Here is a 17,472-nt window from a genome sequence, read left to right on the forward strand (position 1 = left end):
AAGCGAAACTCAGCAACTATTTGAGCTCCGACTTAACGGCCTTGTTAAACGTTTGATTCAGCGACTTTCTTCTTTAAAAACTCTATAAAAAAGTCATCCTCAACGTTGAAAAAATCAAAACCGACAGACTCAAAACCATCCGCTGTTTTTTCAACAACCTTACCGAGATTGTTGTTCAAAAAGCTATACTCCCTTTGCAGGTTATAAATTAGCTGATTGAATCGTAGGTCTTCATCTTCCTTCCATAAGGTACGAAGCAAATCTAGTAATTCATCTAATCTTTCAGGGTCGCGCAACTTCTCACTCCTAAGACACTTAACGCCACAATAAGGGCTGATAATTGGCTTGTTATATGCCTATTTAACTACACTTTTTAATAATTTTATACCGCCGTATTCATCATGTTTACTGGGCATAACTTTTAGTTCAGATTCACTTTCAGGTACATCTATGAACAAGAAGTATCTTGCTCTTTTGTGGGCTGATGAGTGCAAATGCAATTCTGTACCTTCCGGAATTATGCCTTGTATTCCATTTGTTGTTGATACAGCTATAGGCTTTGTAGTTTGAAAGATATTAGAAGTAATAAAATTAAACTTACCCCACATTGAACCTGCAAAGAAAGATAGTAAGCATAACATGATTACAACAATATTCTTTAACATTTAGCCTATTCCTCCTTGGTAAATGCGCTTGTTAGACATTTATACTACGCTCCATTTTTTTAACTACTAAATCACGAGCTTTAGCCGAAAGAAAGTGCGACGGTATGTACTTCAGGCTATATGAGTGTCGTGATGGCCTGGATGTTTCTTTAACAAAATTTAGTATTACTTGGGCGTGCTCTTTATCCCATGCCCACAATAGTTCACCTCGGACTTCCCATTGCCAATATGCATCGCTTGGCCAGTTTAATTTATGCTTTCTATTCGAATAGCAGTGAGAGCACTGCGCTAAACCATTCATAAGTAGAGGATAACCACCTTTACTCGCATCACCACCACCTCTCAGATACTGACTTGATCCAGACGGCACTTTCCAGCTTACTTGGGAAGGGAACCTTTCAAGCACCGTCCAGCCACCCCACTGATGTGTTGGCTTAGTTGCATCTGGAGGAGCCACCTTTTTCGACAAGAACTCAAACGGTTCCTCGAACTTCGCCAGCTCCCCGCAGTCGGGACACTTAATATCAATTGGCTCGTACTTCATCTTGATGCCTAACGCCCTGCTAACCAGAGACAAACACTCCAGGGATGACCATATGGTATTTGTACCCTGGTTCTAATTTTCCAAGCAAACCTTCAGCTTCTTGAACCATAGCTGTCATAAACCAATCTTATAGAAACTCTTTGTTTTTAATAAGATCGTTATAATCTTCAATTGATTCTGCAACTATCTCGCAATAAACATCTTCAGGACATAGCCGCCAAAATTTATCACTGAAATCTTTAACTATTAGGTTACCAAAGTCGTTCTCTATAACCACTTCTTGAGGCTCGATACCAACCCAGCCCCAAGCATCTTGGATTTTGTTAAGTATGCTCATATCTCACCTTTCGCATAACCCACTATTAACGGGCTAAAATTTTTGCGAAGCAAAATCAGCCCGCTATTACTTGTCCCTGTTTTATTACTTGTTAGCTATACGTTTCCACCAAGCCCTGCCATTTTGGGGCCAATTTAGCCGGAACAATAAATGAAGCGATTAGTGGAAAGGTAAGAACAATATATGTGCTGATTTCTTCAAAATAGATAAAGAAACCAGCAAGGCTTTTATACCCTAGCTTTATCCAATCATAAAGCAGAAATGAAGAAATCAAGTTTAAGAGAGCCACTACAGGAAAAACTATTCCAAGAGTACCATACGCTATAATCAAGCAAACAATACAAAATAGGAACTTTCGTGGAATTTCCAAATGGGAGAATTTTGCAACTAACGCTGCCACGTATAGAGGTAACCAAAGTAAAAGTGGCACCCCTATGATTGCTAGATACTCCATAGCCTCTCCTGTATAGCTAACGCTTTACTAACTGTCCCAGTGAGTTTACGAACGAACTTGAGCAACTTGTTATAAGCCATTTATCCAAAATTTGTCCGAATCGTATTTAAAAGTTACATCAAAGCAGCGTTCTGCATGCTTAGATGGGTTAAATTTCCACTTCTTTAACGCACGAAGTGATTGCCTATCAAAAATTCGTCCTGGCTGGGAGCGAGTAATTTGGTGCTCTACAACCTTGCCTTCGCTATTCACGATTACCCTAAAGTCAACGTAACCGACACCTAAGAATCTTTCGGAATGTATAGGCCATTGAGGGTTTACAGCTTCAATTAACTCAAATTTTTCACCTATGCACGAATCTACTTCATACATTTCAGTATTAACAAATGACACTAAGGTTGAGGCTAAAACTAATTCGATCATCATGGATTATAACGCTTGCCTATCCGGCGCGAAATAGCAGGCTAAAGTTAGCGAGGAAGGAGCACAAACCTGCTGTTTTGCGTCCTTTGCTTTAGGTACTTGTTATAAGCACCTTGCTTGATTACCAAAGCTTGCCCCTTCATTTGGCGCAAGAGCTCGGACATAACTTATTGAACTAAATTTACTTTTAGTACTATTTAGTCGTTTTGAAGGGTTAGAGGCTTTAAACTTGCCTACAACCCTAACCAACTTCCCCTCATATGCATCAGCCAACTTCTGAATATGAACTTCTGCATTTTCGCTTTTGTACGCAACTTGCTCAGCTTCAAACGGTTGAGAAATACCATTTTCGTAGGCTCTTGCTATGTAGCTACCTTGATCGAGGTATAAACTTCCTCTTTCAAACTCTACGCTGATCACACCAACGGTTTGGACACATTTACCGTCATACTTATCAGGTGATGACAACAAACTTACAAAAGATACTTTTTCAGCAGCAAGGCTAGAAAATGCTGTCATCAAGAAAATTATGCTAAAAAGTTTACTCATATCTCAAAGTGCTTATAACGCCTATTAATGGGCGCATAAAAGCTTGGCTAAATTAGCGACGAAGGAGCGCAAGCCAAGCTTTAGACGCCCTTTCCATTATTGATTTGTTAGCCGCCACCCGCCGCCATTATTGTAGCTCCTATAAATACAGCAGGCACAACGACTACAGAATCTATGACGATTGTGGCTGGAGTGGCAACTATTTTTCCAGCCGTTTGAGAAAATGTAGATGGCTGCGCAATTGCTATCCGCTGTCTTTTTTCAAGCTTTTCTAATGGTAAATCTCCCTCTACCATGAATCGCTTTCCTTCCACTAGGTTCGTAAGTCTATACCTTTTCAGAAGTTCATCCTTTTTGAAGCCGAGCGACAAAAGTTGATTTTCTAATTCTGGGCTAGGTTCTTCGGTTAGAAGAGTTAGCGACACAACCCCAATAATTGTATTGTCTTTTCTCAATTTAAACTCGTTAAAAGATGGGTAGAAATCTACCTCTCTGGATAACGTAAGCGCCTCACCAAAGCTCTTATTGATTTTGAAAAGGTAAGCTGAACTAGAGGCAGTAACGAATAACTCCCCAGAATCACTTTTCACGTAGAAGCCGTCTATCATCTCTTGCTTGTATCCGGGAGCCCAAAGCTCAGTTGTACACCCTGAAATGAATAAGGCGATAAGTAACAAGAGTTTTTTCATAGAGCTTCCATTTTTATGCGTAGTTAATTTAAACAATCTGAGCGCCTTGCTATGCGTGTATTGCACGTAGCTCACTTACCATGCCTTTATATTCTTTGTATACCAAGCCAAGAATTTGATGAAAGCGAAAACCTGACTTTAATACGTAGATACTGTTCTTTTCGGCGAGCACGATTAAGCTTCTCGAAGAACTTGCTTTCAACTTCTTCGCTCCACTCTTTGTTCAGGTACCAAACTTTGCTACTCACTCGATACTTCCCTTACGCATAACGCTCGATTAACAGATTAAAAGCAGTGAGCTAAAATCAAGCTAAGCGAAGAACCCGCTGTTTTTAAACCCTATTAATTGCTTGTTGGGTTTAAATACGCCTTAAATTCAAGAACTGCACTAATATCTTCTTTGGATGAAGTTTCTTCCCACCCCTCTTCTATGTGTGCAATCAGTCGAATTAAGTCTTCCCTTACGCCCATCAATTCGTTTTCAGTAATGACACCTGTGTTGATAGATAGTTTTAGGTTCGAGAACATTAGGTTAGTTTTCTGGTCAATCATACTTATAGACAAAGCTTGCATTTCATTTTCTGGGTTTAGAGTGACTCTTATAACATTAAGAAAATTAATGTTATGGATTCTCTCATTTATTAAAAACTTGGGCTTCAAAAACTGACTTACTAAACCTTCTTCCATTTGATACTTAACTTGCTCTTCAGTAAGACAACCTTCCTGAGCACCAAGTAGCCAACTAAATGAAAAGAAAATTAAAATATATACTTCATAGCTTTCTTAAACCTAACGCCCTGTTCTGAGGAATCCCCAGATAATTTTACTTAAAATCAAGTTGATGGACACACACGGCATTGTTTTATCTAATTTATTTCACCAAAAGCCAAATAGATAACAATATCATGTGTGATACCACTATCCTACACGATATGCTCAGAAAAAACTGCCCCCATATTCATGCTCGGAGCCTTGATTCATTAATGCTGGTCACTGAAACTTTGCTCGATAGCAATCAACTTTCACTCACTGAGCTGGATCGAAATATGAAGGGCCCTGTTGCTGCTAAGCACAATATCAAGCATATGTACCCGCTGCCTGGCAGCACCGCCATGCATAACGACCGGCTTGCTATTGCCGCTTCCATGCGCGCCTGATATTTGGCGCTAACCCCTTAGACCTGAAAAGCCCCCAATACGGTATGGGCCTGAGACATAGTAAAAGCCGATGACCCAACCGGCTCGATATACTGCTATTACTCGCCCAAAGTTTTTCAATTGAGAGCGACGATTATTCTCTGGTGGATCGGCCTGTATGCTCAGCACTCAAATTGGCAACGAAAGTTTCAGGCAAATACCATCAGAGATCGTGCTGTGCTGTCGACTGTCAGGCTTGGCAAAGAGGTCAGGCGACGAAGCGATTATGTTATGACGGGGAAGCAACTACTCTGGGCTATACGCGAATACGTGCGCTTGATACATCGGCTTGGGAGGCCTCAATTATGAGGGGATCCCCCAGCGCCTTAATAATAGGAAAATTTTGGCGCTATAGACGCGTAGCGGCTAGCTAAAATTTTTCCTATTATTAACTTGTTAGTTTTCTATTGGTGATACCAGCTTGCCATCTATTGAAAGGCTACCGTCTCGAATTAAAATATCGCCCGACCAAATTGTTCCATAAAACCTGTTATCAAAGTACAGTTCTTTTTTGTACTTCCCTACAATTTCAAGTTTGTGTTGATTGGATTTACTTCCAAATATAACCGTATGCCTCAAAGGCGACGGTGATGACTTACCGACCGTCGATATCGGCATTAAATCAGCAGCATAGGGTTCTAAAATTTTAACTGTAAGCCCTGGATGAACCACGTTATATTCAACCCAGTCATCACTAATTCTTTTTCCAGCATCCGCACCGGTGATGCCTAAAACACTGGCGCACCCTGTCATGAGCAATAATAAACTGACAACACCTAATTTGCTTAAAATTTTCATCGATTCTCCATTGAAAACTAACGCCCCCATCTGAGGAATCCCCAGATAATCATTCTTAAAATCAACGTGATGGACACGCACGGCATTGTTTGATCTAATTTATTTCACCAAAAGCCAAATAGATAACAATATCATGTGTGATACCACTATCCTACACGATATGCTCAGAAAAAACTGCCCCCATATTCATGCTCGGAGCCTTGATTCATTAATGCTGGTCACTGAAACTTTGCTCGATAGCAATCAACTTTCACTCACTGAGCTGGATCGAAATATGAAGGGCCCTGTTGCTGCTAAGCACAATATCAAGCATATGTACCCGCTGCCTGGCAGCACCGCCATGCATAACGACCGGCTTGCTATTGCCGCTTCCATGCGCGCCTGATATTTGGCGCTAACCCCTTAGACCTGAAAAGCCCCCAATACGGTATGGGCCTGAGACATAGTAAAAGCCGATGACCCAACCGGCTCGATATACTGCTATTACTCGCCCAAAGTTTTTCAATTGAGAGCGACGATTATTCTCTGGTGGATCGGCCTGTATGCTCAGCACTCAAATTGGCAACGAAAGTTTCAGGCAAATACCATCAGAGATCGTGCTGTGCTGTCGACTGTCAGGCTTGGCAAAGAGGTCAGGCGACGAAGCGATTATGTTATGACGGGGAAGCAACTACTCTGGGCTATACGCGAATACGTGCGCTTGATACATCGGCTTGGGAGGCCTCAATTATGAGGGGATCCCCCAGCGCCTTAATAATAGGAAAATTTTGGCGCTATAGACGCGTAGCGGCTAGCTAAAATTTTTCCTATTATTAACTTGTTAGTTTTCTATTGGTGATACCAGCTTGCCATCTATTGAAAGGCTACCGTCTCGAATTAAAATATCGCCCGACCAAATTGTTCCATAAAACCTGTTATCAAAGTACAGTTCTTTTTTGTACTTCCCTACAATTTCAAGTTTGTGTTGATTGGATTTACTTCCAAATATAACCGTATGCCTCAAAGGCGACGGTGATGACTTACCGACCGTCGATATCGGCATTAAATCAGCAGCATAGGGTTCTAAAATTTTAACTGTAAGCCCTGGATGAACCACGTTATATTCAACCCAGTCATCACTAATTCTTTTTCCAGCATCCGCACCGGTGATGCCTAAAACACTGGCGCACCCTGTCATGAGCAATAATAAACTGACAACACCTAATTTGCTTAAAATTTTCATCGATTCTCCATTGAAAACTAACGCCCCCATCTGAGGAATCCCCAGATAATCATTCTTAAAATCAACGTGATGGACACGCACGGCATTGTTTGATCTAATTTATTTCACCAAAAGCCAAATAGATAACAATATCATGTGTGATACCACTATCCTACACGATATACTGTTATTACTCGCCCAGTGTTTTTCAAGTGAGAGCGACCATTATTCTCTGGTGGATCGGCCTGTATGCTCAGCACTCAAATTGGCAACGAAAGTTCCAGGCAAATACCATCAGAGGCCGTGCTGCGCTGTCGACTGTCAGGCTTGGCAAAGAGGGCAGGCGACGAAGCGATTATGTTATGACGGGGCAGCAACTACTCTGGGCTATACGCGAATACGGAATCCCCAGATATTCATATTTAAGATCAATGTGATGGACACGCACGGTATTGATTGATCCTATTTATTTCGCCAAAAACCAAATAGATAACAACACCATGCGTGATACCACCACCCTACACGATATGCTCAGAAAAAGCTGCCCCAAAATTGATGCTTTACGCCTTGATTCATTAATGCTGGCAACTGAAACTTTGCTCGTTAGCAATCAACTTTCACTCACTGAGCTGGGTCGAAATATGAAAGGCCCTGTCGCTGCAAAATACAACATTAAACGTATGGACCGACTGCTTGGCAACACTGCCATGCATAACGATCGGCTTGCTTACCATCAAAGATCGTGCTGTGCTGTACTGTTGACTGTCAGACTTGGCAAAGAGGTTAGGCGAGGAGCGATTCTGTTATAACGGGAAGCAACTTCGCTGGGCTATTCGTAAATACGTGCGCTTGATACATCGGCTTGGGAGACTTAAATTATGAGGGGATCCTCCAGCGCCCAAATAACAGGCTAATAAAGCTTGGCTATAATTGTGAGCGAATCGGACCAAGCCAAGCTTTATTGGTCCGCGTTGACTTGCTTGTTAGGCTTACTCATCACTGAAATATATGTATCAGGAACAGATATAGCGCCGTTATACATAGAAAATTTTTCAAAGTCGATTTTCGAAACAACATAGCCCCTTTTTGACAGCTCTCTATTGATATCTCGAAACAATGTTGTTGATTTTAACGCTTGATCATATGCTCTCATTACAGAGTGGAGTGCTGGGTTGTGCAAATTACCAGAAGACTTCTTAGCTGCAACTAATTCAGAGCTATAATATTGTTGGTAAAATTCCAATAACTCAATATTTGTTTTTTCTGACGACTGGCCAATAAGCCGAATACTAAACTCCTTTCGAGTGAACTCCAATACCTTGAAAATATCCTTAGCCTGATACCCTTCACTTTTAACTAAAGCCAACTCTAGACTTGGGGTTGCTCCATATCTTTTGAACTCTATTATTTTCAACTCAGTTGAGTGAGAATAGCGAGTATAAATAAGCAATGAAAAAATAATCAGTATGTGAATTTTCACTATTCTTCCTCGTAAGCCTAAGGCCTCACTCTGAGGAATCCCCAGATATTCATATTTAAGATCAATGTGATGGACACGCACGGTATTGATTGATCCTATTTATTTCGCCAAAAACCAAATAGATAACAACACCATGCGTGATACCACCACCCTACACGATATGCTCAGAAAAAACTGCCCCCATATTCATGCTCGGCGCCTTGACTCATTTTGCTCGTTAGCAATCAACTTTCACTCACTGAGCTGGGTCGAAATATGAAAGGCCCTGTCGCTGCAAAACACAACATTAAACGTATGGACCGACTGCTTGGCAACACTGCCATGCATAACGATCGGCTTGCTATTTACCGCTTTCATGCTCGCCTGACGTGTGGCGCTAATCCGATGCCCATTTTACTAGTCGACTGGGCCGATGTGCGCGAGCAACTGCGGCTGATGACGTTGCGTGCTTCCGTCAGTATCCAGGGACTCTCAATGATAGTGTATGAGCGCACCTTCACGTTTGCTCAATGCAACTCGCCTAACTTCCATCAATTGTTCCTTGATGAACTTGCCATTATCCTTCCATAGAGGGCCTGCCTGATAAATGTATTCCACTCATCGTGACCGATGCTGGCTATCGAAATACCTGGTTTAGACAAGTCGATAAAAAAGGCTGGTTCTGGCTCGGGCGAGTGCGAGGTAAAGTCACTTATCAGCATAAAAACAGCAAAGATTGGCAAGTCAATCAGGCGCTTTATCCATCTGCTACTCCCCGCGGGCGCTACATTGGAGAGGTAAAACTTGGCCGAAAAAGCCCTATTAGCTGCCATCTGCATTTATATAAAGCCAAACGAAAAGGCCGTACTGATAGACGCTCTTCAAAAGCTGGCAGGCATCATACCGCCCAAAAAAGTTATCGAACTGGCAGTAAGGAGCCCTGGCTATTGGCCACTAACCTGCCCGCTGACTTGTTCAAACCCAAACGTGTAGTCTCACTTTACGCCAAGCGCATGCAAATCGAAGAAAGCTTTCGAGACCTGAAAAGCCTCCAATACGTTATGGGCCTGAGACATAGTAAAAGTCGATGCCCCAACCGGCTCGATATACTGTTATTACTCGCCCAGCGTTTTTCACGTGAGAGCGACCATTATTCTCTGGTGGATCGGCCTGTATGCTCAGCAATCAAATTGGCAACGAAAGTTTCAGGCAAATACCATCAGAGATTGTGCTGTGCTGTCGACTGTCAGGCTTGGCAAAGAGGTCAGGCGACGAAGCGATTATGTTATGACGGGGAAGCAACTACTCTGGGCTATACGTGAATACGTACGCTTGATACATCGGCTTGGGAGGCCTCAATTATGAGGGGATCCCCCAGCGCTAAGCTAAACGGTAAATTGCTGCTGGCTATACTGCGCGAAGCGTCAGCCAGCTGCAATTTATCCGATTGAGCGCCTTGTTATATTTTTTTAGCACTAAAGGTAATAGGCACTTCGTTGATGAACCAATTGACAATACTATCTACTTCCATGAACACTTTGCTTTTATAGGCATCTTTTACTGATACCGTTCCGGCATTACGATCAACATCCGCGTAATTATCTGACAGGTCAAAGTTCCGAATGAAGGGCTGCATAGTAATTCCGTCTTGTATTGCTGGGAATATTATTTTCATTGTGTGCAGATCTACTGCAAACATTTCAACTGCGACATGACCAGAGAGTCCATCCTCAAAAGATTGAACGCCGATACCTTTATTGTACAAAGGGGTTTCACCGTGATAGTAGCGCCACGCTGGTTTTGCTATAATTATTACATCTAAATCATACCTATTTTTTACTTCAGTTAGTGCTGGAATGAATGTTTCATATACAGAGCTAAAACCATAAGATATCGCGTCTCCAGCCCCTAAGTCAGCTTCGAGACTTGCTACTATTGGCGCATCTATCAACCATTTCTTCTTTGCGGCTTTCACTAAGCTAGCTTCGACCTTTTCTTTTAACCCCCAACTTACATCAACAACAATATCTTTCTGTTGGCCTGAACGAGCTGTGGTTTCATCCCAGATATTATTATTTGTTTTATCTGTCACACTAGAGTAAATCCCAATGCGAGCTTCACTTGTTAGATTTATAGGTCTTTTTGAAGCACAACCTGAAATAAGAACGATTACACTCAGAAATAGTACTTTTGTAAGATTTTTCACCGAAGTTCCCTTAAAAATATAAAGCCTCAATATGGGGCGCACAATTGCATGGCTATAATTAGCGACGAAGGAGCGCAAGCCATGCGTTTTGCGTCCATGCCATAATTGACTTGTTATATTCCCTTAACTCCAGAAACAAAGTTATGGTAGGTGGACCATTCAGGGTCTTGACTTATCTCAACTTCAATTGGATAAGCTTTATGACCAGAAAGGAGTTCGTTCAGCTTACCCATCCAACCTTCAACATCCTTGACATACCAAATCCACTCTTTTCTGCCATTGCCAGTGCTCAATTAACAGGCAAAAATTGAATAAGCTAAAATCGAGCGAAGCGACGAGATTATTTAATTTTGTCCTAGCTTAGCACCTTGTTATTTGTCAATTTGATTAAATCTAATGACATCTTTATGAAGACCATAGGCCAAACCAACACCAGATTTTTCATTTGTAAAGAATTGAATCCAGCCGTTATTGATCCCATCTTCCCACTCTGAAATATCACCGCACCTTTGTAAGTACAAGGTAACTTTCAAGTTTATTCCATCTTCTGAATCTCGACCAGTTGGGTCGTCATACCATGTAGAGCTTACTAAACCGCTTTTTAAATAAAATCCACAAGAAAACTCATCAGAGCTAGCTCTATAGAAGTCTTCATTATCTTCATCAAATCTTTCAATTTCGCTCGAAACAGTTTGAAGTATTTTCAAACCTTCTTCAAAGGTTATACCTAGTGGAATATGTGGAGACTTTAACTTCATACTTTCCTTGGCAAATAACGCCCTCTTTAAGGGGCTGATAATTTTTTGGCTAAAATGCGTAGAGTAGCGAAACCGAGCCAAATTTTAGCAGCCCCGCTTGCACAGCTTGTTAGCAATACTACCCAAAGATTACCACCAATAAAAATAAAACAGAAAAAACACCAATAGAAACAAGCTTTTTGGATTTATAGCGTTTCACTTTTTCAGTTTCAATTGGCTCCAACGGCACGCAGTAAAGAGAGTAAATTGGAAATATTGTGGTGAAAGTAAACCAAATAGCCAAATATAAAATAGTCTGAGTAAATAGTGATAACGCACCCAAAACAAAGAGACCAAGGAAAACCATTTTCCGATAAGAGTCATTTACGCCTTTAGTATCAATTGAGTGTTTACCACAGTTTGAACATGTCGCAGGACTACCTTCAAAAGATAGAAACTTAGAAAAATGGCTAACGCTTTTTTGATTACAGTGTGGACAATTAAAAGCCATAGTACCCTTGTGTTGCTAACACCGCAAATATACGACTAAAAATAGTTGGCTCAAATTTGTGAGGTACGAGCAAAACTAACTGTTTTTTGTCCGCACTTTTAATTTGCTTTGTTAGTGTTCGTTTTTCGACTTTATCAAGAATTTCAATGCACCATACTTAACAAATGGCGACATGACATAAACAAGTAACAAAGAGTCCGCAACTAGAATCCATGTGAGAACAACCGACTTATCTTCTGAGTTACATAACTCTTTAAAGAATATTTCAAAGCAAACACCATCCGGTGATGACAAAATATATATTGCCACACCGAACAAAGTTAATGCGATGAGCACTCTTTTGAACATTTCCTTTTTGAATTGTCGGCTAGCTCTAATTCTCAACTAAAACTCCAAAAACACTAACGCCTCGTTAAGGGGCTAATAATATGTTGGCTAGACTAAGCGACGCAGGAGCAAAAGCCAATTGCTATTTGTCCTGCTTTGACGACTTGTTATACGTACTTTACTCTAAACCTTTAAGATAAGAGTTTATTTTTTTTAAGATTAACTTTTCGTCTTCATCTGGTTCTTCTATGCCCTGATATATTAGTTGAGCCTTTTTACAATGCATACTAGCTTTACTCAGGTTAAAAGTGGGTTGTTCTTTATCAGCATAAGCGTGGCACAAGTGGAATTCTGATTCTGTATGACCAAGCGAAATAGCGTAAGACCAGTGTTTCAATGCTTGCTTTTGATCCTGTTTAACGCCAAACCCAAAAAACAAAAGGAAACCCAGATTATTATTTGCGCTAATTATTAACTCATTATCACTATCTGAAGTTTCAGCGTTACTAATTAGTGCTGACCAATTGGTTGCTGCTTTATCATAGTCTTGATTACGGTAATGACACGTACCTACATAAAAAAGCTCTTCAACTTTAGATGATTCACTATCAAGTCCAACATCTCCTATTTCGCAGCTTTCTTTAGCCAAAGAATTAAAACTTACTAGACATAAAAATATAAAAATGCTTCTCATAACTTCCTGTACGTATAACGCCTCAGTCTGAGGAATCCCCAGATAATCATTCTTAAAATCAATGTGATGGACACGCACGGCATTGTTTGATCTAATTTATTTCGCCAAAAACTAACCAGATAACAACACCATGCGTGATACCAACATCCTACACGATATGCTCAGAAAAAACTGCCCCCATATTCATGCTCGGCGCCTTGACTCATTAATGCTGGCAACTGAGGCTTTGCTTGATAGCAATCAACTTTCTCTTACTGAGCTGGGTCGAAATATGAAAGGCCCTGTCGCTGCAAAACACAACATTAAACGTATGGACCGACTGCTTGGCAACACTGCCATGCATAACGATCGGCTTGCTATTTACCGCTTTCATGCTCGCCTGACGTGTGGCGCTAATCCGATGCCCATTTTACTAGTCGACTGGGCCGATGTGCGCGAGCAACTGCGGCTGATGACGTTGCGTGCTTCCGTCAGTATCCAGGGACTCTCAATGATAGTGTATGAGCGCACCTTCACGTTTGCTCAATGCAACTCGCCTAACTTCCATCAATTGTTCCTTGATGAACTTGCCATTATCCTTCCATAGAGGGCCTGCCTGATAAATGTATTCCACTCATCGTGACCGATGCTGGCTATCGAAATACCTGGTTTAGACAAGTCGATAAAAAAGGCTGGTTCTGGCTCGGGCGAGTGCGAGGTAAAGTCACTTATCAGCATAAAAACAGCAAAGATTGGCAAGTCAATCAGGCGCTTTATCCATCTGCTACTCCCCGCGGGCGCTACATTGGAGAGGTAAAACTTGGCCGAAAAAGCCCTATTAGCTGCCATCTGCATTTATATAAAGCCAAACGAAAAGGCCGTACTGATAGACGCTCTTCAAAAGCTGGCAGGCATCATACCGCCCAAAAAAGTTATCGAACTGGCAGTAAGGAGCCCTGGCTATTGGCCACTAACCTGCCCGCTGACTTGTTCAAACCCAAACGTGTAGTCTCACTTTACGCCAAGCGCATGCAAATCGAAGAAAGCTTTCGAGACCTGAAAAGCCTCCAATACGTTATGGGCCTGAGACATAGTAAAAGTCGATGCCCCAACCGGCTCGATATACTGTTATTACTCGCCCAGCGTTTTTCACGTGAGAGCGACCATTATTCTCTGGTGGATCGGCCTGTATGCTCAGCAATCAAATTGGCAACGAAAGTTTCAGGCAAATACCATCAGAGATTGTGCTGTGCTGTCGACTGTCAGGCTTGGCAAAGAGGTCAGGCGACGAAGCGATTATGTTATGACGGGGAAGCAACTACTCTGGGCTATACGTCTTACTGAGCTGGGTCGAAATATGAAAGGCCCTGTCGCTGCAAAACACAACATTAAACGTATGGACCGACTGCTTGGCAACACTGCCATGCATAACGATCGGCTTGCTATTTACCGCTTTCATGCTCGCCTGACGTGTGGCGCTAATCCGATGCCCATTTTACTAGTCGACTGGGCCGATGTGCGCGAGCAACTGCGGCTGATGACGTTGCGTGCTTCCGTCAGCATTCAAGGGCGTTCAATGATCGTGTATGAACGCACTTTCACCTTTGCTCAATACAACTCACCTAAGTCCCATCAGCTGTTCCTTGATGAACTGGCCAGCATCCTGCCTGATAAATGTATTCCACTCATCGTGACCGATGCTGGCTATCGAAATACCTGGTTTAGACAAGTCGATAAAAAAGGCTGGTTCTGGCTCGGGCGAGTGCGAGGTAAAGTCACTTATCAGCATAAAAACAGCAAAGATTGGCAAGTCAATCAGGCGCTTTATCCATCTGCTACTCCCCGCGGGCGCTACATTGGAGAGGTAAAACTTGGCCGAAAAAGCCCTATTAGCTGCCATCTGCATTTATATAAAGCCAAACGAAAAGGCCGTACTGATAGACGCTCTTCAAAAGCTGGCAGGCATCATACCGCCCAAAAAAGTTATCGAACTGGCAGTAAGGAGCCCTGGCTATTGGCCACTAACCTGCCCGCTGACTTGTTCAAACCCAAACGTGTAGTCTCACTTTACGCCAAGCGCATGCAAATCGAAGAAAGCTTTCGAGACCTGAAAAGCCCCCAATACGTTATGGGCCTGAGACATAGTAAAAGTCGATGCCCCAACCGGCTCGATATACTGTTATTACTCGCCCAGCGTTTTTCACGTGAGAGCGACCATTATTCTCTGGTGGATCGGCCTGTATGCTCAGCAATCAAATTGGCAACGAAAGTTTCAGGCAAATACCATCAGAGATTGTGCTGTGCTGTCGACTGTCAGGCTTGGCAAAGAGGTCAGGCGACGAAGCGATTATGTTATGACGGGGAAGCAACTACTCTGGGCTATACGCGAATACGTGCGCTTGATACATCGGCTTGGGAGGCCTCAATTATGAGGGGATCCCCCAGCGCCTTAATAATAGGAAAATTTTGGCGCTATAGACGCGTAGCGGCTAGCTAAAATTTTTCCTATTATTAACTTGTTAGTTTTCTATTGGTGATACCAGCTTGCCATCTATTGAAAGGCTACCGTCTCGAATTAAAATATCGCCCGACCAAATTGTTCCATAAAACCTGTTATCAAAGTACAGTTCTTTTTTGTACTTCCCTACAATTTCAAGTTTGTGTTGATTGGATTTACTTCCAAATATAACCGTATGCCTCAAAGGCGACGGTGATGACTTACCGACCGTCGATATCGGCATTAAATCAGCAGCATAGGGTTCTAAAATTTTAACTGTAAGCCCTGGATGAACCACGTTATATTCAACCCAGTCATCACTAATTCTTTTTCCAGCATCCGTTATAACCAGCAAATAAAAGTTGGCTGAATTTGTGAGGCACGAACAAAGCCAACTGTTATTTGTCCGCGTTTACAACCTTGTTAGATGACGCTAGTTCAGTAATTATTGGAGGCTCATGAGCTAGGATTGATACGCACTCATTCAAACCAATAATTAGATATTCACGTGGTTCACAAAGCTTGCCTGTCACGAAATGAGCTCGCGTTTTTTCTAAAGAGTTCCAACCACCTTCAATTACTTCGAAACACCAACCTTTAGTCAAATCACATTCGGACCAAAACTCACCTAAGTCACCTTCATCAAGAACTCTAAAGCCCCATGATGCGTCAAAATTAGCTTTAATTTTCCAACTCTTTGACTCAACAATAATGTCTAAACCGTTATTGGATAGTTTAACTTCATCAACTATCGTACTGCGATCTGATTTATATGGTGATTCAATTAATCGCACCTTAGGTTCGAATATCATCGTAGTCTTCTAACGCCTCAATCTGAGGAATCCCCAGATAATCATTCTTAAAATCAATATGATGGACACGCACGGCATTGTTTGATCTAATTTATTTCGCCAAAAACTAACCAGATAACAACACCATGCGTGATACCAACATCCTACACGATATGCTCAGAAAAAACTGCCCCCATATTCATGCTCGGCGCCTTGACTCATTAATGCTGGCAACTGAGGCTTTGCTTGATAGCAATCAACTTTCTCTTACTGAGCGGGGTCGAAATATGAAAGGCCCTGTCGCTGCAAAACACAACATTAAACGTATGGACCGACTGCTTGGCAACACTGCCATGCATAACGACCGGCTTGCTATTTACCGCTTTCATGCTCGCCTGACGTGTGGCGCTAATCCCATGCCCATTTTACTGGTCGACTGGGCCGATGTGCGCGAACAACTACGGCTGATGACGTTGCGTGCTTCCGTCAGCATTCAAGGGCGTTCAATGATCGTGTATGAACGCACTTTCACCTTTGCTCAATACAACTCACCTAAGTCCCATCAGCTGTTCCTTGATGAACTGGCCAGCATCCTGCCTGATAAATGTATTCCACTCATCGTGACCGATGCTGGCTATCGAAATACCTGGTTTAGACAAGTCGATAAAAAAGGCTGGTTCTGGCTCGGGCGAGTGCGAGGTAAAGTCACTTATCAGCATAAAAACAGCAAAGATTGGCAAGTCAATCAGGCGCTTTATCCATCTGCTACTCCCCGCGGGCGCTACATTGGAGAGGTAAAACTTGGCCGAAAAAGCCCTATTAGCTGCCATCTGCATTTATATAAAGCCAAACGAAAAGGCCGTACTGATAGACGCTCTTCAAAAGCTGGCAGGCATCATACCGCCCAAAAAAGTTATCGAACTGGTAGTAAGGAGCCCTGGCTATTAGCCACCAACCTGCCCGTAGAATTGTTCCAACCCAAACGTGTAGTCTCACTTTACGCCAAGCGCATGCAAATCGAAGAAAGCTTTCGAGACCTGAAAAGCCCCCAATACGGTATGGGCCTGAGACATAGTAAAAGTCGATGCCCCAACCGGCTCGATATACTGTTATTACTCGCCCAGCGTTTTTCACGTGAGAGCGACCATTATTCTCTGGTGGATCGGCCTGTATGCTCAGCAATCAAATTGGCAACGAAAGTTTCAGGCAAATACCATCAGAGATTGTGCTGTGCTGTCGACTGTCAGGCTTGGCAAAGAGGTCAGGCGACGAAGCGATTATGTTATGACGGGGAAGCAACTACTCTGGGCTATACGCGAATACGTGCGCTTGATACATCGGCTTGGGAGGCCTCAATTATGAGGGGATCCCCCAGCGCCTTAATAATAGGAAAATTTTGGCGCTATAGACGCGTA

General features: G+C 42.4%; 22 protein-coding genes and 6 pseudogenes. 9 read left to right on the forward strand and 19 right to left on the reverse strand.

The window, feature by feature from the left end:
* Positions 1 to 44: 44 nt before the first annotated feature.
* The 9 genes from PRUB_RS13655 to PRUB_RS13695 all read right to left on the reverse strand — a co-directional run bounded on the left by PRUB_RS13655 (position 45) and on the right by PRUB_RS13695 (position 4,348).
* Positions 45 to 296 carry a DUF1040 family protein gene (locus tag PRUB_RS13655; RefSeq protein WP_010386306.1) on the reverse strand — a complete coding sequence of 84 codons (252 nt, stop codon included), beginning with the start codon at positions 294 to 296 and terminating at the stop codon, positions 45 to 47.
* Between the two features lie 60 nt (positions 297 to 356).
* A complete protein-coding gene (locus PRUB_RS13660; protein ID WP_010386305.1) occupies positions 357 to 665 on the reverse strand; it encodes a hypothetical protein in 309 nt (102 codons plus the stop codon).
* Between the two features lie 31 nt (positions 666 to 696).
* Positions 697 to 1,209 (reverse strand): hypothetical protein, encoded by a 513-nt coding sequence (locus PRUB_RS13665; RefSeq protein ID WP_010386304.1) that lies wholly within the window; start codon positions 1,207 to 1,209, stop codon positions 697 to 699.
* A 127-nt stretch (positions 1,210 to 1,336) separates the two neighbouring features.
* Positions 1,337 to 1,546, reverse strand: a complete 210-nt coding sequence (locus PRUB_RS13670) for a hypothetical protein (protein ID WP_010386303.1) — start codon at positions 1,544 to 1,546, stop codon at positions 1,337 to 1,339.
* A gap of 91 nt (positions 1,547 to 1,637) precedes the next feature.
* Entirely contained in the window at positions 1,638 to 2,000 is a 363-nt protein-coding gene (locus PRUB_RS13675; RefSeq protein ID WP_010386302.1) for a hypothetical protein, read from the reverse strand.
* A 69-nt stretch (positions 2,001 to 2,069) separates the two neighbouring features.
* Positions 2,070 to 2,426 carry a TonB family protein gene (locus tag PRUB_RS13680; RefSeq protein ID WP_010386301.1) on the reverse strand — a complete coding sequence of 119 codons (357 nt, stop codon included), beginning with the start codon at positions 2,424 to 2,426 and terminating at the stop codon, positions 2,070 to 2,072.
* A 99-nt stretch (positions 2,427 to 2,525) separates the two neighbouring features.
* Positions 2,526 to 2,972 (reverse strand): hypothetical protein, encoded by a 447-nt coding sequence (locus PRUB_RS13685; protein ID WP_010386300.1) that lies wholly within the window; start codon positions 2,970 to 2,972, stop codon positions 2,526 to 2,528.
* Between the two features lie 107 nt (positions 2,973 to 3,079).
* Complete coding sequence (locus PRUB_RS13690; RefSeq protein ID WP_010386298.1) at positions 3,080 to 3,661, reverse strand: hypothetical protein; 582 nt, start codon at positions 3,659 to 3,661, stop codon at positions 3,080 to 3,082.
* Between the two features lie 342 nt (positions 3,662 to 4,003).
* Positions 4,004 to 4,348 (reverse strand): hypothetical protein, encoded by a 345-nt coding sequence (locus PRUB_RS13695; RefSeq protein WP_010386296.1) that lies wholly within the window; start codon positions 4,346 to 4,348, stop codon positions 4,004 to 4,006.
* A 296-nt stretch (positions 4,349 to 4,644) separates the two neighbouring features.
* On the opposite strand from PRUB_RS13695, the gene PRUB_RS26770 reads away from it, so the two are divergent.
* Both PRUB_RS26770 and PRUB_RS26775 read left to right on the forward strand, forming a co-directional pair.
* Entirely contained in the window at positions 4,645 to 4,818 is a 174-nt protein-coding gene (locus tag PRUB_RS26770; RefSeq protein WP_010386294.1) for a hypothetical protein, read from the forward strand.
* A 20-nt stretch (positions 4,819 to 4,838) separates the two neighbouring features.
* Positions 4,839 to 5,166, forward strand: a pseudogene (locus PRUB_RS26775) (IS4 family transposase); the annotation flags it as partial.
* An 87-nt stretch (positions 5,167 to 5,253) separates the two neighbouring features.
* On the opposite strand, the gene PRUB_RS13705 reads toward PRUB_RS26775, so the two are convergent.
* Positions 5,254 to 5,655, reverse strand: a complete 402-nt coding sequence (locus PRUB_RS13705) for a hypothetical protein (protein ID WP_040644729.1) — start codon at positions 5,653 to 5,655, stop codon at positions 5,254 to 5,256.
* A 211-nt stretch (positions 5,656 to 5,866) separates the two neighbouring features.
* Between PRUB_RS13705 and PRUB_RS26780 the strand changes: the two genes are divergently transcribed.
* Positions 5,867 to 6,040 carry a hypothetical protein gene (locus PRUB_RS26780; protein ID WP_010386294.1) on the forward strand — a complete coding sequence of 58 codons (174 nt, stop codon included), beginning with the start codon at positions 5,867 to 5,869 and terminating at the stop codon, positions 6,038 to 6,040.
* Positions 6,041 to 6,060: 20 nt separating this feature from the next.
* Positions 6,061 to 6,388, forward strand: a pseudogene (locus PRUB_RS26785) (IS4 family transposase); the annotation flags it as partial.
* A gap of 87 nt (positions 6,389 to 6,475) precedes the next feature.
* Here the strand turns inward: PRUB_RS26785 and PRUB_RS13715 are convergent.
* Complete coding sequence (locus PRUB_RS13715) at positions 6,476 to 6,877, reverse strand: hypothetical protein (RefSeq protein ID WP_040644729.1); 402 nt, start codon at positions 6,875 to 6,877, stop codon at positions 6,476 to 6,478.
* A 479-nt stretch (positions 6,878 to 7,356) separates the two neighbouring features.
* On the opposite strand from PRUB_RS13715, the pseudogene PRUB_RS26460 reads away from it, so the two are divergent.
* A pseudogene (locus PRUB_RS26460) lies at positions 7,357 to 7,593 on the forward strand (IS4 family transposase); the annotation flags it as partial.
* Between the two features lie 221 nt (positions 7,594 to 7,814).
* Here PRUB_RS26460 and PRUB_RS13725 read toward each other — a convergent pair.
* Positions 7,815 to 8,336, reverse strand: a complete 522-nt coding sequence (locus PRUB_RS13725) for a hypothetical protein (RefSeq protein ID WP_198452356.1) — start codon at positions 8,334 to 8,336, stop codon at positions 7,815 to 7,817.
* A gap of 133 nt (positions 8,337 to 8,469) precedes the next feature.
* On the opposite strand from PRUB_RS13725, the pseudogene PRUB_RS13730 reads away from it, so the two are divergent.
* Positions 8,470 to 9,680 (forward strand): annotated as a pseudogene (locus PRUB_RS13730) (IS4 family transposase).
* Positions 9,681 to 9,774: 94 nt separating this feature from the next.
* Here PRUB_RS13730 and PRUB_RS13735 read toward each other — a convergent pair.
* The 5 genes from PRUB_RS13735 to PRUB_RS13755 form a co-directional block, all read right to left on the reverse strand.
* Positions 9,775 to 10,521 carry a hypothetical protein gene (locus tag PRUB_RS13735; RefSeq protein ID WP_010387420.1) on the reverse strand — a complete coding sequence of 249 codons (747 nt, stop codon included), beginning with the start codon at positions 10,519 to 10,521 and terminating at the stop codon, positions 9,775 to 9,777.
* A gap of 113 nt (positions 10,522 to 10,634) precedes the next feature.
* Positions 10,635 to 10,814 (reverse strand): DUF695 domain-containing protein, encoded by a 180-nt coding sequence (locus tag PRUB_RS26790; RefSeq protein WP_081694272.1) that lies wholly within the window; start codon positions 10,812 to 10,814, stop codon positions 10,635 to 10,637.
* Positions 10,815 to 10,892: 78 nt separating this feature from the next.
* A complete protein-coding gene (locus PRUB_RS13745) occupies positions 10,893 to 11,279 on the reverse strand; it encodes a hypothetical protein (RefSeq protein ID WP_010387421.1) in 387 nt (128 codons plus the stop codon).
* 118 nt (positions 11,280 to 11,397) lie between these two features.
* Complete coding sequence (locus tag PRUB_RS13750) at positions 11,398 to 11,769, reverse strand: hypothetical protein (protein WP_010387422.1); 372 nt, start codon at positions 11,767 to 11,769, stop codon at positions 11,398 to 11,400.
* Positions 11,770 to 12,274: 505 nt separating this feature from the next.
* Positions 12,275 to 12,790: a hypothetical protein gene (locus PRUB_RS13755; protein ID WP_040644516.1), complete on the reverse strand. Its 516-nt coding sequence runs from the start codon at positions 12,788 to 12,790 to the stop codon at positions 12,275 to 12,277.
* A 130-nt stretch (positions 12,791 to 12,920) separates the two neighbouring features.
* Here PRUB_RS13755 and PRUB_RS26465 point away from each other — a divergent pair.
* Both PRUB_RS26465 and PRUB_RS13770 read left to right on the forward strand, forming a co-directional pair.
* Positions 12,921 to 14,102 (forward strand): annotated as a pseudogene (locus PRUB_RS26465) (IS4 family transposase); the annotation flags it as partial.
* Between the two features lie 24 nt (positions 14,103 to 14,126).
* A complete protein-coding gene (locus tag PRUB_RS13770) occupies positions 14,127 to 15,266 on the forward strand; it encodes an IS4 family transposase (RefSeq protein ID WP_422624405.1) in 1,140 nt (379 codons plus the stop codon).
* Positions 15,267 to 15,288: 22 nt separating this feature from the next.
* On the opposite strand, the gene PRUB_RS13775 is transcribed toward PRUB_RS13770, so the two are convergent.
* Together PRUB_RS13775 and PRUB_RS13780 are read right to left on the reverse strand one after the other, a co-directional pair.
* On the reverse strand, positions 15,289 to 15,621 hold the full coding sequence (locus PRUB_RS13775) for a hypothetical protein (RefSeq protein WP_242065245.1): 333 nt from the start codon (positions 15,619 to 15,621) through the stop codon (positions 15,289 to 15,291).
* 43 nt (positions 15,622 to 15,664) lie between these two features.
* A complete protein-coding gene (locus tag PRUB_RS13780) occupies positions 15,665 to 16,078 on the reverse strand; it encodes a hypothetical protein (RefSeq protein WP_010387489.1) in 414 nt (137 codons plus the stop codon).
* Positions 16,079 to 16,203: 125 nt separating this feature from the next.
* Between PRUB_RS13780 and PRUB_RS13785 the strand changes: the two are divergent.
* A pseudogene (locus tag PRUB_RS13785) lies at positions 16,204 to 17,419 on the forward strand (IS4 family transposase).
* The last annotated feature ends 53 nt before the right edge of the window (positions 17,420 to 17,472 follow it).

It is taken from the genome of Pseudoalteromonas rubra (genome assembly GCF_000238295.3).
Lineage (GTDB): Bacteria > Pseudomonadota > Gammaproteobacteria > Enterobacterales > Alteromonadaceae > Pseudoalteromonas > Pseudoalteromonas rubra.

Excerpts from the sequence above, each read along its gene's own strand:
- PRUB_RS13660 (WP_010386305.1), bottom strand. The coding sequence starts at position 665 with ATGTTAAAGAATATTGTTGTAATCATGTTATGCTTACTATCTTTCTTT.
- PRUB_RS13665 (WP_010386304.1), bottom strand. The coding sequence starts at position 1,209 with ATGAAGTACGAGCCAATTGATATTAAGTGTCCCGACTGCGGGGAGCTG.
- PRUB_RS13670 (WP_010386303.1), bottom strand. The coding sequence starts at position 1,546 with ATGAGCATACTTAACAAAATCCAAGATGCTTGGGGCTGGGTTGGTATC.
- PRUB_RS13675 (WP_010386302.1), bottom strand. The coding sequence starts at position 2,000 with ATGGAGTATCTAGCAATCATAGGGGTGCCACTTTTACTTTGGTTACCT.
- PRUB_RS13680 (WP_010386301.1), bottom strand. The coding sequence starts at position 2,426 with ATGATGATCGAATTAGTTTTAGCCTCAACCTTAGTGTCATTTGTTAAT.
- PRUB_RS13685 (WP_010386300.1), bottom strand. The coding sequence starts at position 2,972 with ATGAGTAAACTTTTTAGCATAATTTTCTTGATGACAGCATTTTCTAGC.
- PRUB_RS13690 (WP_010386298.1), bottom strand. The coding sequence starts at position 3,661 with ATGAAAAAACTCTTGTTACTTATCGCCTTATTCATTTCAGGGTGTACA.
- PRUB_RS13695 (WP_010386296.1), bottom strand. The coding sequence starts at position 4,348 with ATGGAAGAAGGTTTAGTAAGTCAGTTTTTGAAGCCCAAGTTTTTAATA.
- PRUB_RS26770 (WP_010386294.1), top strand. The coding sequence starts at position 4,645 with ATGCTGGTCACTGAAACTTTGCTCGATAGCAATCAACTTTCACTCACT.
- PRUB_RS13705 (WP_040644729.1), bottom strand. The coding sequence starts at position 5,655 with ATGAAAATTTTAAGCAAATTAGGTGTTGTCAGTTTATTATTGCTCATG.
- PRUB_RS26780 (WP_010386294.1), top strand. The coding sequence starts at position 5,867 with ATGCTGGTCACTGAAACTTTGCTCGATAGCAATCAACTTTCACTCACT.
- PRUB_RS13715 (WP_040644729.1), bottom strand. The coding sequence starts at position 6,877 with ATGAAAATTTTAAGCAAATTAGGTGTTGTCAGTTTATTATTGCTCATG.
- PRUB_RS13745 (WP_010387421.1), bottom strand. The coding sequence starts at position 11,279 with ATGAAGTTAAAGTCTCCACATATTCCACTAGGTATAACCTTTGAAGAA.
- PRUB_RS13750 (WP_010387422.1), bottom strand. The coding sequence starts at position 11,769 with ATGGCTTTTAATTGTCCACACTGTAATCAAAAAAGCGTTAGCCATTTT.
- PRUB_RS13755 (WP_040644516.1), bottom strand. The coding sequence starts at position 12,790 with ATGAGAAGCATTTTTATATTTTTATGTCTAGTAAGTTTTAATTCTTTG.
- PRUB_RS13770 (WP_422624405.1), top strand. The coding sequence starts at position 14,127 with ATGAAAGGCCCTGTCGCTGCAAAACACAACATTAAACGTATGGACCGA.
- PRUB_RS13780 (WP_010387489.1), bottom strand. The coding sequence starts at position 16,078 with ATGATATTCGAACCTAAGGTGCGATTAATTGAATCACCATATAAATCA.